The organism is Rhodococcus sp. IEGM1428 (assembly GCF_050321865.1).
In the GTDB taxonomy this organism is placed as follows: domain Bacteria; phylum Actinomycetota; class Actinomycetes; order Mycobacteriales; family Mycobacteriaceae; genus Rhodococcoides.
In genome coordinates this window covers 190,702-205,844 of record NZ_JBNQFW010000003.1, presented here as the reverse complement: position 1 = coordinate 205,844, position 15,143 = coordinate 190,702, and the positions used below count along the sequence as shown (strand labels likewise).

Here is a 15,143-nt window from a genome sequence, read left to right as displayed (position 1 = left end):
TCACGATCATGGCCAGAGTCTCCCGGTTCACACTCGCCGATCGCCGCGAAGCAGTGGCGCGGGCGTTCGGGGGCTCGGAAAGCCCAACGGCCGTCGCGGAATCGCTGGGCATCCACATCACCACGCTGTATCGCTGGGCTGGTTCGTCGACGACAGAGGACCCCGGACCCGCACCGGCACGATTGGTCGAGGCCACGCAAGAATTGCTCAGACACGCCGACTACGCGGACATCACGATCGAAAGTGTTGCTGCCCGATGCGGTCTCGCACCACGAACAGCGTTCCACCATTTCCCGACCAAGCGTGAACTCTTCCAAGCCGCAGTGGACGATGCCGCCGCCGTGTTGATCGAACGAATCCACGAGCGATCGACGGACGCCACCTGGCCGGAAACCCCACTGCAGCAACTGCAGACATTTCTCCGAATCGCCGCGGAGAGCATCTACGAAACACCGCGCACGCACGTGCTGTTCCGTAATCTCGGAGTCCCGAAATCGGAAGGTACGGCCGAGCATTGGCACGACAGCTTCGTTGCCGCCATCACCGAACTGCTTCGCTCCGCCGCCGAAGCAGGTCAGATCGACGCCGCCACCGACCTGTCCGCCGCAGCCCGACTACTCACCGGGGCTATGCGCGGCATCCACACCGCAGTATTCGACGGAGCTGACAGCGACACCGCGCTGACGCTCGTCGGGCGTGTTCACCTCCTGATCCCACCCGCCTGATCCCACCCTTCTGTTCCCCACACACGGCTGAGGTGTGGGTGGTGGCACTGACTGTCGGTCAAATTATTGACTGACAGTCAAACTGTGCTTAATCTGGATCACAATCCGCGATCACGACGAAAGGTCGATTCATGAGCGCAACGGAAGATGCACCGACAGTCACAACGCCACGGATCGCGCCCGACTACATCGCGCACTGGGTCGTCAAATCCGCTCGCACCGACGAGATGGTGCGCTGGTACGGCACGGTGTTCGGCGCAGAAATCGCCTACCAGGACAACGAGATCACGTTCTTGACCTGGGACGACGAGTCGCATCGGCTCGCGATCATCGCCGTGCCCAAGCCGGTGAAGTTCCTGTTCCCCTTCGCCAAGCTGCGGCGCAAGGCCTACGGCATCGACCACATCGCACTGACCTTCGTCTCGCTCGAACGACTGCTGGAGAACTACGTCCGACTCAAGCGCCAGGGCATCCTTCCGGTGTGGTCCATCAACCACGGACCCACGATCTCGCTCTACTACGAGGACCCCGACGGTGTTCGGCTCGAGTTCCAGGTGGAGAACTTCGACCCGGAGAACACCGCAGCCTTCTTCTTCACCGAGGAATTCGCGCGCAATCCCATCGGCGTCAACATCGACCCCGACTACCTCCTCAGCAGGCTGCGCAACGGAGCGACCCACGAGGAGCTACGCCGGCGTGAAGCCGGAACCAGGCCGGGCCGGCCGGTGATCGCCAACAAGAAGACCATCACACCGAAGACTCTGTAGGGGGGATCGAAAAGTATGTCTGTCAACATCATTCGAACTGCGGACAACTGGTGGCGTCTCGACGGCGACCAGGCTGTTCGGATCGACACTGCCGCCCAGACCACCGGTGAACTACTGGCCGATCGTACGGCCGTCGACGCCGCGTCGGGGACCGGGACGAACGTCTCCGAGCTCGAGCTGATCTCGCCCATCACCGCACCGTGCCGGGTGGTGGCGCAGTTGCTCAACTACCGTTCGCACGCGATCGACACCGGTGCAGATCCGAACACCCTGCAGCCGACGTTCTTCCGCAAGTCCTCCGCGTCGATCAGTGGACCGAACGACCCCATCCGGCAACCGCCGGAGGTCGCTCTGCTCGACTACGAGATCGAACTGGGTGTGGTGGTCGGTGCCGACATTCCCATCGGGACGACCGTGACCGACGACAACCTCGCGTCGTACGTTGCGGGGTTCGTCGTCGCCAACGACGTCTCGGCTCGCGAAATCCAGCTGACGAAAGTGCAGGTGTACGAGAGCAAGTCGTATCCCACCTTCACCCCACTGGGTCCTCGGTTGGTTCTGCTCGACAACGACGAACTGCGTCGACTGCCGGAGCTACGAATGACGTTGGCGGTCAACGGCGAAATTCGCCAGGACCAGACCATCGGGGATGATCTCATCACCCCTCCCGCCGAGGCCTTCAGCAGGCTGGCGCGTTTTCAGAACATGACCGCAGGCGACGTCTTGCTGACCGGGACGCCGATCGGGACCGCAATCTCGGCCCCGCCCAAGGTAGTCCAGAAGATCGGCGAGCTCGTTCCGCCGGCGCTGAAATGGAAGTTCTTCTTCGCGCGCCAGGCCAAGAACCCGAAGTACCTCTCGGTCGACGACGTGGTCACTGCCACCATCCGCACGCCGGACGGATCGATAGATCTGGGGACCCAGGAAACCGTCGTCCGATGAGCAGCCCGATCGTCATCATCGGTGCCGGCCCGGCCGGCACCACTGCGGCGCTTCTGCTGGCGCGCAGGGGCATTCGCACGGTGCTGCTCGAACGTCGAACCAGCCCGCTGTTCCATCCGGCGGCGCACGTCATCAATGCTCGAACATTGGAAATCTGGAACGAGTACAGCACCGAGTTGGCCGAGTCGATAGCAGCGATGTCGCCTCCACACGAACAGGTCAACTTGATCAGCTGGTACGGCGGCCTGGCCGATGGGGCCATCGGCTCGATCGACCTACTGTCAGATCCCGAACGCAAAGCCGTTGTGGAAAGCCAGAGCCCCTACATGGTTTCGCACATCGGCCAGCACATTCTGATGCCCGCGCTGTGGGCCGCAGTCGACGGTGAACCTCTGATCGAATTCCGCCGCGGAGTGACCGTGGAATCGGTCGAATCGAATTCCAGTGACGCGCGCGTCGCCTTCCGAACCGTGACGGGCGACGTCTCCGAGGTACGTGCGCCGTACGTCCTAGCCTGCGACGGTGCGAACAGCGCCACCCGTGATGCGGCCGGCATCTCGCTGACGGGTCCCGTGCTCGCCAATATGGGCAGTGCGTTCTTCACCTCGACGACACTGTTTCCGGACGACGCGCGGCCGCTGCTGAGTTGGATCTACACCCCGGACCTGTGCGGAGTGCTCATCTCGCACGCGGACCACCGCTACATTCTGATGACCGCCTATCTGCATCCCGAGCAAGAGATCGCCAGAGACGGTCGCCGGTTCTGGGATAAGACACTGCCGAAGGTGTTGGGCACAAACGACTTCGAGCTCGAATCGACCGGAACGTGGGTGATGACCTCACAGACTGCCGACAGCTTCCGCCGCGATCGTCTGCTGTTGCTGGGCGATGCCGCCCACCGCTTTCCGCACACGGGCGGCTTCGGGCTCAATTCCGGAGTGCAGGATGCCCACAACCTGGCGTGGAAACTGGACGCCGTCCTCTCCGGCGCAGCCGCTCCGGCACTGCTGGACACCTACGACACCGAGCGTCGGCCGGTGGTGGAGAAATTCGCGGAGCAGAGCGTCGCCAACCATTTCCGCATGGACGACATCGGCAAGCGGGTGGGAATCACCAACGCCATGCTCGCCAAGGCAACTCAGGCCATGGGGCGGGTGCCACTGAACAAGATTCCCGGCCGACTGATCGCGCCCGTCGCGGCGGCGGCAACTCGTCAGCAGATGAGGCGATCACGAAGCCTGCGCCCGGACGTCACGGGATCGGCGCAACTGCGCGCCGAGATCGCAGCGGCGATTCCGCTGCAGGTGGAGCATTTCGTCTCCACCGGTCTGCAGTTCGGCTATCTCTACGACAGCGCACTGATTGCCCAGGACGCGTCGGCAAAGCCCGTAGAGGACGTCGTCGACTACGTGCCCACCACCTACCCCGGTGCGCGGATGCCGCATGCCCTCCTGTGCGTCGACGGTCGCCTCGTGTCGCCGCACGAGGTGTTGGACCCGAACATGCTGTCGCTGTTCACCTTTGCCGGCTCCGATTGGGCACCGGTCCTGAAGGAGCTCGGTGGCATACGCCCCGGCATCGCGCTCGTCGGGGTGGACGCACCCGTCGGCGTCGATCGAAACGAGCTGACATCGCTGTACGAGGTGGGTGAGGCTGGAGCGATTCTCGTCCGACCCGACGGCCATGTTGCCTGGCGTACCGCCGATTCGGCTGCGAGCTCGGGTGCGAAGCTCGCCGACTTCTTCCAGCGGCAATGGGGTAGTTACTTCACCTGACACAGACACGATGCAAAATCGCCGACTAGCGTGAGCCCATGACCTGGAGATGGCCGGTGGGAGCGCTGCTCGTCGCGATCACTGCAGTCACCTGCGGCTCACCGACCTCGCTTGGACCCGCACGCCCAGTCGCCGAAATCGGTTCCGCAGAGGCGTTTCGGTGTGACCGTGGCCCACACATCGATGAGCCGCGACCGAAGTTCCCTCGCCCCAACCCAGGGACGGTCCCTGACGGCTTCGTTCCAGTTGCCGCAATCGTCTGCGACCAGGCAGACGAGGAGGTCGAGCCCAACACCGTGCCGTACCGCGAGCACAGATACGAAGGCGATCTCGCCGAGGTGGTCCGCCTCCTGAATGCACCGTCCGAGAGCTCGCTGAGTTGGAGTCCCTGCCCGACGTACAGCGTCGTCGAACCGTCGCAGATCTGGCTGGTCGACGATCGCGGACGCGCGGTGGAACCGACTCTGCCCATTGGAGAGTGCGGGATGCCGAATTCCAGCGCTGTCGCCGAAATCCGGAAGCTCGATATGGTTGCCGAATTCGATCACGACGTAGCAGTGATCAGCTATGACCGATTGCGAGTGTCGAGCTGCTCTCCCCATTACTCGGACCCAGTCGTGGGTACTGATCCAGCCGCCGGTCTGACCATCGGCTACACGTACTGCCTGTTCGACGGCACGGTCAACGTCGGTGTCACCGACGAGATCGGGATATCGATCGAGGACTTGCCACCCGCCGGGCCTTGCTCCATCTCGGCAACGCGGACGGCGACGACGACATATGTGGCTGCCTGGCCGTCGAACATCCGAAATTTGACCGTCGAACTCGACGGATGTCACCGGGTCATTCCCGACGGCTACGCGCCGCGTCAGGCGTCGGAGGAAATTCTGTCTGAATTTCGGTAAGGGCGGTGATGTGAAACCCCAGGCATCGGCCGAACGAGGCTCCTTTCTGGTAGACACGCCGTGTGCTCTCCTTTTCCCGTTCGATGTCCGCTGTCGTCTGCTGCCTCGCGGTAGCAGCGACAGCGGGGTGTGGCCCCGCCAACGACCCCGACACCACGCTCGGCGAACCTACGACCACCACCGCCACCCAGGCCCCGCAGTACGACCTGACGGGCGTGCCGGGCACTGTTCTCGAATACGAGGACTTCGGTGAGCGATCCGCCGAACTCTCGAACACAGGCGCAACGCTGTATCGCTTCGTGTACGAGTCGACGTCGGGGGTCGACGGTTCCCCGACGGCGGTGTCCGGCGTAGCGGCCGTTCCGGCAGGCACCGCACCCGCCGGCGGCTGGCCGATCGTCGTCTACGGGCACGGCACCACCGGCGTGCAGGCCGACTGCGGACCTACCCTGTATCCCGATCTGATCGGGTACCAATTCGCGGTGCAGGACTTCACCGCACTCGGGTACGTCACTGTGCTCCCCGACTACCAGGGCCTGGGCACCGGCGGTGGAACGCACCCGTACTTGGAACCGCGAACCACCGGCAACAACATGATCGACGCCGCCCGCGCAGTCCACAATGCGCTGCCCGAGACGTCCGCACGCTGGGCCGCAGTCGGCCTTTCGCAGGGTGGCCAAGCAGCTTGGGCTGCAAACGAACTCGCTGCCTCGTACGGCCAGGGACTCGACCTCGTCGGATCGGTATCGCTCTCACCACCGACCGACCTGACGCCCCTCGTTCGATCCGGCATGGACGGAACTCTCACCACACCGCAGAAGGAACTGTTGCCGTACTTGCTCTACGGCGCACAGCAAGTGGACCCCGCCGTCGATCCGAAGGACTACAGCGGTAGCGTCGCCGAGGCCAACAACGAGCTGCTGCTCACCTGCCAGGGCGGAGACACAGAAGGTAAGGCTCGGGCAGTCCAGGCGATGACGCCGGACGAGTTCGCCGCCGACTCGGCAGAATCGGAGCAGAAGCTCCTCGACGTCGTCGGACGCTACACATTGCCGCAAGTGAGGAGTGAGGTGCCGATGTTCGTGGCCTACGGCGCGAAGGACGATATCGTGTTACCCCAGTGGACTGCCGAAGGAGTCGAAAGGGCATGTGCCCTAGGCGATTCGGTCGTAGCGCAGGAACAGCCCGAGCAAGGTCACGACGTCAGCGACGAGGCGGCCATGCAATTCCTGGCCGCCGTGTTCGCCGGCCAGTCGGTACCCAGCACATGCTGACGAGCGGCTCCACGGTGGAGCGAATCACCGAGTACACCCACGACGGTCTGGTGTTCGACGTCATCGATCAGGGACCGCTGGACGGCCCGGTTGTGTTGCTGCTGCACGGTTTCCCGAGCGAGCGTCGTCGTGGTCCGCGGTGATGGCGATCCTGAACGATGCCGGTTTCCGGACTGTCGCACCGGATCAGCGCGGATACTCACCGCGCGCCCGGCCGACGCGGCGTCGCGACTATCGTGTCGGAGCACTGGTGGGCGATGTCGTCGCTCTCATCGACAGGATCGGGACTCCGGTACATCTGGCAGGGCACGACTGGGGAGCGAACATCGCGTGGGTCACCGCAGGCCGACGACCCGACCTGGTGTTGTCGCTGACGGCATTCTCGGTTCCCCACCCCGGTGCGTTCATGACCGGCTTCTTCAACTCGAAGCAGATACTGCACTCCTGGTACTTCGCGTTCTTCCAGTTGCCGATACTTCCCGAGAAGTGGATGATGCGGCCCGGCGAGAGAGCCGAAAAGTGGTACAGGGCAAGCGGCATGAGCGAAGAGGACCTCGAACGCACGAAGACGGACATCGTCGACTACGGCGCGCTGCCCTTCGCCGTCACCTGGTACCGCGGACTGCCGTTCTCGAGCCCGGGCATCGGTCGACTGCGCATCACCGTGCCGACCTCGATGGTGTGGAGTGACGGCGACACCTTCATCGGCCGTGCTGCCATCGACACCACCCAGAGGTATGTCGATGCTGCGTACACGCTGACAGTGCTGCCCGGCATCTCGCATTGGATTCCGACGAAGGCCCCCGATGCCGCTGCCGCCGCGGTGATGCGGTTGAGTGCTCCCCATGGCACTTGACCGCACCACTGCCGCAGGCCTGCTCGCTGAGCTGGTCACGCAACGCACCTTGTCCGGAGACCCGGTGCCTCAGCGTTCCTCCATGGACGCCGTCGTCTCCGTACTCTCGGCACGCTCGACCGGCATCGCGGTCGAGGGAGATCGCGACGGCCCGCACCCGTGGCTGTTGATCACCAACGATGCGCCTCCAACGGCGGCGAGGCTGATGTTCGCCTGCCACGTCGATACCGTTCCGGCGGGCGATCTCTCGAACTGGCAGTTCGACCCGTTCGCCGCCGATATCGAGAACGGCGTGTTGCGTGGCCGAGGTACGTCCGACATGAAGGCCGGCCTGGTGGCCGCCACGGCGGCCGTGCTCGAGGCCTTCGAAAACGGTGTTCCCGCAGCGCTGTTGCTCACCAGCGACGAGGAAATCGGATCGCTCGGCGCACTTGCCGCTCGTCACGCCGTGGCCGAATGTTCGGTGGGTGCGGTGGTGGTGCCCGAGGCGACAGGAAACCAGGTACATCTGGGCCATCGCGGTGCCTTGTGGGTCGATGTCACAACCAAAGGTATTGCTGCACATGGCAGTACACCGCAGCGGGGCGAGAGCGCAATTATGAAGCTCGTCGACGTCCTGGCACGGGCTCGCGACGAACTCCCGTTGTCGACGGATGCGTTCCTGGGCGCAGAGACGTTCAACGTCGGGATGATCGACGGCGGATCGGCCCCCAACATCGTTCCCGACACCGCACACGTCGTCGTCGATCATCGCACCGTCGGTGACGGCTCGACACTGCTGTCGTGGTGGCGCGATCAACCCGAGGTCGACCGTGTCGAGGCGCGAATCGACCTGCCCGGTGTGCGGACGCCCGGCGGCAACAGGTGGATCGACGAGCTGCCGCAATCCGTTGCGCCAGAACCGGTCACGTACTTCACCGACGCATCCATCATCGCCGCGGCGGCTCCCGGTGCGCCGATCGTGGTGTGGGGACCGGGGACGCCGGCCCTGATGCATGCCGCCGACGAAACCGTCGCACTCGAGGAACTCGACGCCGCCATCACCGCCTACACCGCAGTGACGCGCGCCTGGCCTACCGTCGACTGACGGACCACCAACTCCGGCTGCAGAGCGATGTGCGCAGTACCCGTCTCGTCGCTGTTCATCGCCTTATCCAACAGCCGAGTGGCCTCCGCTGCGATGCGTTCCTGCGGCTGCCGGACGGTCGTCAGAGGTGGATTGCTCAACGCCGAGAACGGAATGTCGTCGAACCCGGTCACCATGACATCAGCGGGAACCGACAAGCCCAGCGCCTGGCAACTCTGCAGCACGCCGAGTGCAATCAGATCGTCTGCACACACCACCGCGTCGGGACGTGAAGATGCTCCGAGCATCGACCGTGATGACTCACGTCCCCAGTCGATCGAGTAGTCGCCCAGCAGCGTCCACTCCTCTCGCGTCTCGATTCCCACTCTCTGCGCGTGACGGAAGAAGCCGGCCCGACGTAGCTCGGTCGACGAGTTGGTGAGCTCGGAACTGATGAAGGCTGCACTCCGAACACCCAGCGCAGCAAGATGATCCATGACCAGCGCCTGCGCAGCATCGTCGTCGACGCCGACCCAGTCGGTGTGGGTTTCGAGCGCGAAACGGTCGAGTTGAACGACAGGAATGGCGCGGGCCGTGGTGCGCACTGCCTCTGCGGACCGCTCCCCGTGGCACGGGCTGATGATGATGCCGTCGACCTGACGCGAGACCAAGCTACGCAACCTCTGCGCTTCGACCTCCGGATCGGATCGGGAGTCGCACAGGAAGAGTTGCAGGCCACGCTGTGACAGCACGTGCTCGACGTTGACGACGAGCGAGGTGAAGAAGGGGTTGGCGATGCTCGGCACCACCATGCCGACCGTGTCCGTTCTGTTGCGTCGCAGCGAACTGGCAATGATGTTGCCCGAATATCCCAGATCCTCGGCCGCCTGCCGGATGGTGGCAGCAATGTCCTCCGAGACCGGACGTGAGCCCGACAGTGCTCGAGACACCGTGGCCGTCGAGACACCTGCGCGCTCGGCAACGTCGCGAATGGTTGCTTTACGCATCCAACTCCTACTCTCACGTGAGGACCCGAGGTTATCGAACCGCGCAGTCGCTTGCGTTGCTGTTTACACAGTAGAGGTAATCGTTTACATAAACGACTCCGGAATTCCTTGACACGAATGGGTGTCGATCCCTTACGGTGCATACATGCGAGGTAATCGATTACATCGCCTCGCCCGACGATCACCCGAGGAGTTCCCTACGTGAGTACGTCCCTGTCGGACCAGCACCCCGAGCAATCGCTGGGAGTCTTCCCGACCAAGCCGTCGGCTCTGGCCGAGATCTTCACCTCGGCACCGGCGCTCATCGGTGCCATTCACCTGCCCGCTCTACCCGGCAGCCCGCATTACAAGGGTCAACCCGTCTCCGAGATCTCGGCATTCGCCCTGGCCGAGGCACACGCGTACATCGACAACGGCTTCGACGGTGTCATCGTCGAGAACCATTGGGACATACCGTTCCTCAAGCCGGGTGAACACGGCTACGAAACCGCGGCCAGCATGGGCGTCGTCACGGCCTGCGTCGTCGGCGACTTCGGCAACCGCGTCGGCGTGAGCATCCTGTCCAATGCCGGCGAATGCGGTGTGGCCGCAGCCTGGGCCGCAGGCGCGACCTTCGTACGCGTCAACCAGTGGGCCAACGCCTACATCGCCAATGAGGGATTCATCGAGGGCCAGGCCGCCAAGACCACCCGCTTCCGTCACCGCATCGGTGCCGATCCGGTCAAGATCTTCGCCGACGTGCACGTCAAGCATGGCGCGCATGCCATCGTCGCGGACCGCACCATTGCCGAGCAGACCGAGGATGCCGAGTTCTTCGACGCCGACGTCCTCATCGCCACCGGCTCACGAACCGGAGATGCCGCCTCGGTCGACGAGGTCTCGGTGATCAAGAACAACACGACGCTCCCGGTCATCATCGGCTCCGGCATCACCGCCGCCAACGTGGGCGACCTCATGAAGGAATGCGACGGTGCCATCATCGCCTCCTCGGTGAAGGAGAACGCTCGTTGGTGGGGACGCGTCGCAGGCGAGAAGGTTCGCGCCGTGGCCCGCGCGGCAGGGAAATAGCGATGATCGTCTTCTTCGGTTACGCCAACATCGATGTGACGGTGCATGTTCCGCATGTTCCTGTCCTGGGCGAGCGAGTGCAGGCAACGGCCATCGACTCGATCGACGGCGGCATGAACGCAAACGCCGCGGTAGCCGCAGCCCGTATGGGTGCCCGCGTAGCCTTCGCTGGCGCAGTGGGCCCCGACGCCCGATCCACCGAGTTTCTCGCCGGGCTCGAGCACGACGGAGTCGACACCAGCTGGGCACCGCGTGACGCATTCCTCTCTACCGCAGTCGTTCTCATCGCCGACGGGGGCGACCGCTCTATCATCAGCCAAGACGACGCCAACGACGCACAACGACTGGCGACCGTCCTCGACACCCTTTCCATCGATGGCGGACGACTGTTCGTCGACGGCTACCGAGCAGAGATGCTCCCACCCGAACTACCCGACAACGTCAGCCTGGCCATCGACCTCGACGGCTGCGACGATCTCGACGCCGCACTGCGCGCTTTTGCCCTCGCCGATCACGTCATCGTCGGACGCAGTCTGTGGCAGAACAACTTCGGCATCGATGCCGAACGGTGGTCGATGCTGACCGCCCAGCACGACACCCACCTCGTCGTCACCGACGGCGAACACGGATGGACCCTGGTGACACCCTCGGGTGAGACGATCACCGAACCCGCAGTATCGGTCGACGTCGTCGATGCCGTCGGCGCCGGAGACTGCTTCTGCGGCACCTACATCGCCTTCGTCGACGCAGGCGAACCTCCCGCTCGCGCAGCCCGACTCGCCGGAGCTTCGGCAGCTCTCGCCTGCGCGACGGCCGGACCACGCGGATGCCCCAGCATCACCGAACTCAACGAATTCACCGCCACCCTCGCTACTGTCGATCTTCAGGAGATCCGATGATCAAACGCGCACTTCCCCTCGTCCTCGGCGCAGCACTCGCCCTCGGTCTCACCTCGTGCGATTCCGCCTCCACCACCGACACGGCGGGCGGCACCGACGCATCCGCGTCGTCCATCCCGGATCCGTCCCGAGTCGCCGACACGTGCGACGGCAAGAACGGCAGCCTGAAGGTCGGTCTGGTCACGATCAACCTGCAGGCACTGTTCTTCAACCAGATCAACAACGCCGCCCAGAAGGTGGCCGACGAAGCCGGCGTCGATCTCCAGATCATCAGCGGAAACGATGACTCCGTCACGCAGGCCAACGCGTTCGACAACCTCATCGCCTCCGGTGTCGACGCCATCATCGTCGACGCCATCGACACCGACGGCATCAAGCCATCCGTCGCCAAGGCCGCCGCAGCCGGTATCCCGGTGGTCGCCGTCGACGCCACCGTCGACGCCCCGGGCGTCTCCACCCAGGTCGGCACCGCGAACGCCGAGGGTGGCGCTCAGATCGGCAACACCCTCACCGAACTCGCGAACAACACCGGGACCGTCGGCATCGTCGGTGCGCTCAACAGCACCATCCAGCTCGAGCGTCAGAAGGGATTCACCGACACCGTCTCCGCTGCAGGCATGACCGTCGGAACCGTTGTCGACGGTCGCAACATCCAGGAGAACGCGCAGACCGCCGCGGAGAATCTGCTCACCGGCAACCCGGACATGGAGTACGTCTATGCCACCGGTGAACCGGCACTCATCGGGCTGGTTGCCGCAGTAAACAGCCAGAGCGCACAGGACCGCATCAAGGCCGTCGGCTGGGACCTGTCGGATCAGGCAGTCTCGGCACTGCAGGCCGGCTGGCTCGAAGGCGTCGTGCAGCAGAACACCTTCGAGTTCGGTTACGAAGCAATGAATGCCGCCATCGACCTCGGCTGCGGACGCACCGCACCTGCGGACATCCCGGTCCCCACGCAGATCGTCACCCCCGCCAACGTGGGCGACTACATGTACTACCTGGAGAAGTAGGGCCATGGCACAACAAGATCCGACTGCGCCACTGATCGAACTGTCGGGAATCACCAAATCGTACGGCCCGGTGAAATCGCTTCGCGGAGTCGATCTTCGGCTCGCGCGCGGCGAGGTACTCGGGGTCGTCGGAGACAACGGCGCCGGCAAGTCGACGCTGATGAAAATCCTTGCCGGCGCCGTTCAACACGACGGTGGTGAGATGCGAGTCAACGGAGAACCGGTTCGCTTCTCGACGCCACTCGATGCACAACAGCAGAAGATCGGCATCGTCTATCAGGACCTGGCACTGTGCGACACCCTCGACGTCGCCAGCAACCTGTTCCTCGGGCGCGAACCCCGCAAGGGACCGTTTCTGGACCGGCACGGCATGCACGAGCGCGCTGCCGAAATCCTGGCGGACCTGCATGTGAAAGTGAAGTCGACGTACCAGGAGATCGGGCAGCTCTCGGGCGGGCAGCGGCAGACCGTCGCGATCGCCCGCGCCGTGTCGTTCCGCCCCGACGTGTTGATCCTCGACGAGCCAACGGCTGCACTGGCCGTCGCCGAGGTGGAGTCGGTGTTGAAACTCATCACCGACGTGGCGGCACAGGGCGTCGGAGTCATCCTGGTGACGCACCGGCTGCAGGATCTGTTCCGGGTGTGCGACCGCATCACCGTCATGTACGAGGGGCAGAGCGTGGACGACGTACCGATCGGTGACCTCAACATCGAATCGCTCGTCGGACTGATCACACGCACTCCGGTTCCCCAGCGTTCACCGTCCTCGCCGGAAGGCCGACCATGATCACACTCGACAAGAACGCGCAGCCCAGCGTCGCCAAACTCGCTGCGCGCCCATCACTGTGGCAACAGACCAACAAGCCGACACTGGCCATGCTGGCTGTCACCGTCGCGGTGGCCATCGTCTTCTCGGTCACCACGTCCTCGTTCCTGACGTTCACCAACATCTCCAACCTCGCGACGCAGATCGCACCGGTCCTGATCATCGCCGTCGCCATGACATTCGTGATCACCACCGGCCAGATCGATCTCTCGGTGGGAGCAACCGTCGCCTTTGTCGCCGCGATGAGTGCAGAGCTCATCCAGGCAGGCGTGGACTCCTCGGTGGTGTTCATCGCGGCCCCGCTGATGGGAGCGGCTTGGGGCCTGGTCAACGGTTGGCTCGCTGCCTACCAGGGCATTCCACCGTTCATCGTCACCCTCGCCACGCTGTCCATCATCCGCGGAATTGCGCTGTACCGCACCGAAGGGTTCTCCGTCCCCATCACCCCGGGCACCGCGTTCGCGAAGCTCGGTACTGCGTCCTGGTTGGGATTCTCGGCAAGTGCGTGGATCGCGTTGGCCGTGGTGATCATCGGTGCAATTGCCCTCAACCGCACCCGCTTCGGCCGCTACGTCACCGGAATCGGTTCCAACGTGGAGTCCGTTCGACGCTCCGGCGTCAACACTCGCCGCGTGCTGATGATGACGCTGGTGTTCACCGGCCTGGCCGCCGGCATCGCCGGCCTACTCATCGCTGCACGGCTCGGCTCGGGATCGGCCAACTCCGCCAACGGTTTCGAGCTGACCGTGATCACCGCGGTGGTGCTCGGCGGTACCAATCTGTTCGGTGGACGAGGCACGGTGGTCGGCACCGTGATCGGTGCGGTCCTCACCGGCATCATTGCCAACGGCCTGACCCTGCTGGGCGTCAGCCCGTTCCTCACCCCGATCATCACCGGAATCGTTCTGCTCGTCGCCATCTGGATCAACATGCGTGGGCATTCACTGGCGTCGCTGTTCAAGCACTTGCAGAGCGCTCCGGGCAAGCAGTGATCGTCAGGACGGTCACGGGGCCGGTCGACTCCAGCGAACTGGGGCTGGTGCTGCCACACGAGCACCTGCACAACGACGCCTCCGTGGCGTACTCGGAGTCGCCCAACGCCGCTGTGGCACAGGTTCTCTCCGGACCGATCTCGGCCCGAGATGCCTGGCTGCTGCACGACAATCCCTATCACAGCGCCGACAACTGTCGGATCGACGACGCGACAGCCGTGTTGGCAGACCTGAAAGCCTTCGCCGATCACGGTGGGACGACCGTCGTCGATCTGACGCCGCCCGGAATCGGTCGTCGGCCCGAGATTCTGGAACGGTACTCCCGCGAATCGGGCGTCCGCGTCGTCATGGGCTCGGGCTGGTACCTCGAGGCCACGCACCCGGCCGAGGTCGCGTCGCTCGGCGTCGACCAGCTCGCGTCGGGACTCATTGCCGAGTTCACCGCGGACGACGGACCGCGGCCCGGGGTGATCGGCGAGATCGGCGTCTCGCCGTCGTTCACCGCCGCCGAGCAGAAAGCGCTGCGCGCCGCATGCGTTGCCCAACGAGAAGTCGATGTACCACTGTTCGTTCATCTTCCGGGCTGGCAGCGGCGTGGGCACGAAGTGCTCGACATCGTCATCGAGGAGATGGGTGTCGACCCGAGTGCTGTGGTTCTCTGCCACATGGATCCGTCGGGCAACGATCCCGATTACCAATGCGCTCTGGGTGATCGCGGGGTGTATCTCGAATTCGACATGATCGGCATGCCCTTCGAGTTCCCGGGCGAGGGACAGTCTCCGTCGCCCGCCGAAACCGCTTTCGCGGTCGCCGGTCTCATCGGCGGAGGATACCGACAGCAACTGCTCCTCAGTCACGACCTGTTCCTCAAGTCGATGCTCCGCGCATTCGGCGGCAACGGTTTGGCCTACGTACCAATCGCTTTCGCAGCCCGACTCGTGCGCAGCGGAATCGATCCACAGCACGTTTCCTCGCTGATGCGAGACAACCCCAGGTCGCTCTTCGAGAGCGCCGGAAAAGGATAGAGAACC

16 protein-coding genes are annotated in these 15,143 nt (G+C 64.1%); 15 read left to right on the top strand and 1 reads right to left on the bottom strand.

What is annotated here, in order from left to right:
* The first annotated feature begins 8 nt into the window (after positions 1 to 8).
* From ACQR3T_RS15725 to ACQR3T_RS15685, 9 genes are all read left to right on the top strand, one after another.
* Positions 9 to 725 (top strand): TetR family transcriptional regulator, encoded by a 717-nt coding sequence (locus ACQR3T_RS15725; protein ID WP_428694050.1) that lies wholly within the window; start codon positions 9 to 11, stop codon positions 723 to 725.
* A gap of 131 nt (positions 726 to 856) precedes the next feature.
* Positions 857 to 1,492 carry a VOC family protein gene (locus ACQR3T_RS15720; protein ID WP_428694049.1) on the top strand — a complete coding sequence of 212 codons (636 nt, stop codon included), beginning with the start codon at positions 857 to 859 and terminating at the stop codon, positions 1,490 to 1,492.
* A gap of 15 nt (positions 1,493 to 1,507) precedes the next feature.
* Positions 1,508 to 2,434: a fumarylacetoacetate hydrolase family protein gene (locus ACQR3T_RS15715; protein WP_428694048.1), complete on the top strand. Its 927-nt coding sequence runs from the start codon at positions 1,508 to 1,510 to the stop codon at positions 2,432 to 2,434.
* Complete coding sequence (locus ACQR3T_RS15710; protein WP_428694047.1) at positions 2,431 to 4,209, top strand: FAD-dependent monooxygenase; 1,779 nt, start codon at positions 2,431 to 2,433, stop codon at positions 4,207 to 4,209. Before ACQR3T_RS15715 ends, ACQR3T_RS15710 begins: the two co-directional genes overlap by 4 nt.
* Before the next feature lie 38 nt (positions 4,210 to 4,247).
* Positions 4,248 to 5,114, top strand: coding sequence for a hypothetical protein (locus tag ACQR3T_RS15705; RefSeq protein ID WP_428694046.1), 867 nt, complete (start codon positions 4,248 to 4,250; stop codon positions 5,112 to 5,114).
* A 62-nt stretch (positions 5,115 to 5,176) separates the two neighbouring features.
* Positions 5,177 to 6,388, top strand: coding sequence for a lipase family protein (locus tag ACQR3T_RS15700; protein ID WP_428694045.1), 1,212 nt, complete (start codon positions 5,177 to 5,179; stop codon positions 6,386 to 6,388).
* On the top strand, positions 6,382 to 6,531 hold the full coding sequence (locus ACQR3T_RS15695; protein WP_428694044.1) for a hypothetical protein: 150 nt from the start codon (positions 6,382 to 6,384) through the stop codon (positions 6,529 to 6,531). Before ACQR3T_RS15700 ends, ACQR3T_RS15695 begins: the two co-directional genes overlap by 7 nt.
* The gene (locus tag ACQR3T_RS15690; RefSeq protein WP_428694043.1) at positions 6,531 to 7,244 is read left to right on the top strand and encodes an alpha/beta fold hydrolase; all 714 of its coding nucleotides are present in this window, start codon (positions 6,531 to 6,533) and stop codon (positions 7,242 to 7,244) included. Before ACQR3T_RS15695 ends, ACQR3T_RS15690 begins: the two co-directional genes overlap by 1 nt.
* Positions 7,234 to 8,331, top strand: a complete 1,098-nt coding sequence (locus tag ACQR3T_RS15685) for a M20 family metallopeptidase (RefSeq protein WP_428694042.1) — start codon at positions 7,234 to 7,236, stop codon at positions 8,329 to 8,331. The genes ACQR3T_RS15690 and ACQR3T_RS15685 overlap by 11 nt, the downstream gene beginning before the upstream one ends.
* Here the strand turns inward: ACQR3T_RS15685 and ACQR3T_RS15680 are convergent.
* Positions 8,292 to 9,317 (bottom strand): LacI family DNA-binding transcriptional regulator, encoded by a 1,026-nt coding sequence (locus tag ACQR3T_RS15680; protein WP_428694041.1) that lies wholly within the window; start codon positions 9,315 to 9,317, stop codon positions 8,292 to 8,294. The genes ACQR3T_RS15685 and ACQR3T_RS15680 overlap by 40 nt on opposite strands.
* Positions 9,318 to 9,518: 201 nt before the next feature.
* Here ACQR3T_RS15680 and ACQR3T_RS15675 point away from each other — a divergent pair, with 201 nt between their 5' ends.
* From ACQR3T_RS15675 to ACQR3T_RS15650, 6 genes are read left to right on the top strand one after another with little or no spacing between them, the layout of a single operon-like run.
* On the top strand, positions 9,519 to 10,385 hold the full coding sequence (locus ACQR3T_RS15675) for a BtpA/SgcQ family protein (RefSeq protein ID WP_428694040.1): 867 nt from the start codon (positions 9,519 to 9,521) through the stop codon (positions 10,383 to 10,385).
* Positions 10,386 to 10,387: 2 nt separating this feature from the next.
* Positions 10,388 to 11,284 (top strand): carbohydrate kinase family protein, encoded by an 897-nt coding sequence (locus ACQR3T_RS15670; RefSeq protein ID WP_428694039.1) that lies wholly within the window; start codon positions 10,388 to 10,390, stop codon positions 11,282 to 11,284.
* Positions 11,281 to 12,294 (top strand): substrate-binding domain-containing protein, encoded by a 1,014-nt coding sequence (locus ACQR3T_RS15665; protein ID WP_428694038.1) that lies wholly within the window; start codon positions 11,281 to 11,283, stop codon positions 12,292 to 12,294. Before ACQR3T_RS15670 ends, ACQR3T_RS15665 begins: the two co-directional genes overlap by 4 nt.
* A gap of 4 nt (positions 12,295 to 12,298) precedes the next feature.
* The gene (locus tag ACQR3T_RS15660; RefSeq protein ID WP_037147221.1) at positions 12,299 to 13,081 is read left to right on the top strand and encodes an ATP-binding cassette domain-containing protein; all 783 of its coding nucleotides are present in this window, start codon (positions 12,299 to 12,301) and stop codon (positions 13,079 to 13,081) included.
* On the top strand, positions 13,078 to 14,112 hold the full coding sequence (locus tag ACQR3T_RS15655) for an ABC transporter permease (protein WP_032405316.1): 1,035 nt from the start codon (positions 13,078 to 13,080) through the stop codon (positions 14,110 to 14,112). Before ACQR3T_RS15660 ends, ACQR3T_RS15655 begins: the two co-directional genes overlap by 4 nt.
* The gene (locus ACQR3T_RS15650) at positions 14,109 to 15,137 is read left to right on the top strand and encodes a phosphotriesterase family protein (RefSeq protein WP_428694037.1); all 1,029 of its coding nucleotides are present in this window, start codon (positions 14,109 to 14,111) and stop codon (positions 15,135 to 15,137) included. The genes ACQR3T_RS15655 and ACQR3T_RS15650 overlap by 4 nt, the downstream gene beginning before the upstream one ends.
* The last annotated feature ends 6 nt before the right edge of the window (positions 15,138 to 15,143 follow it).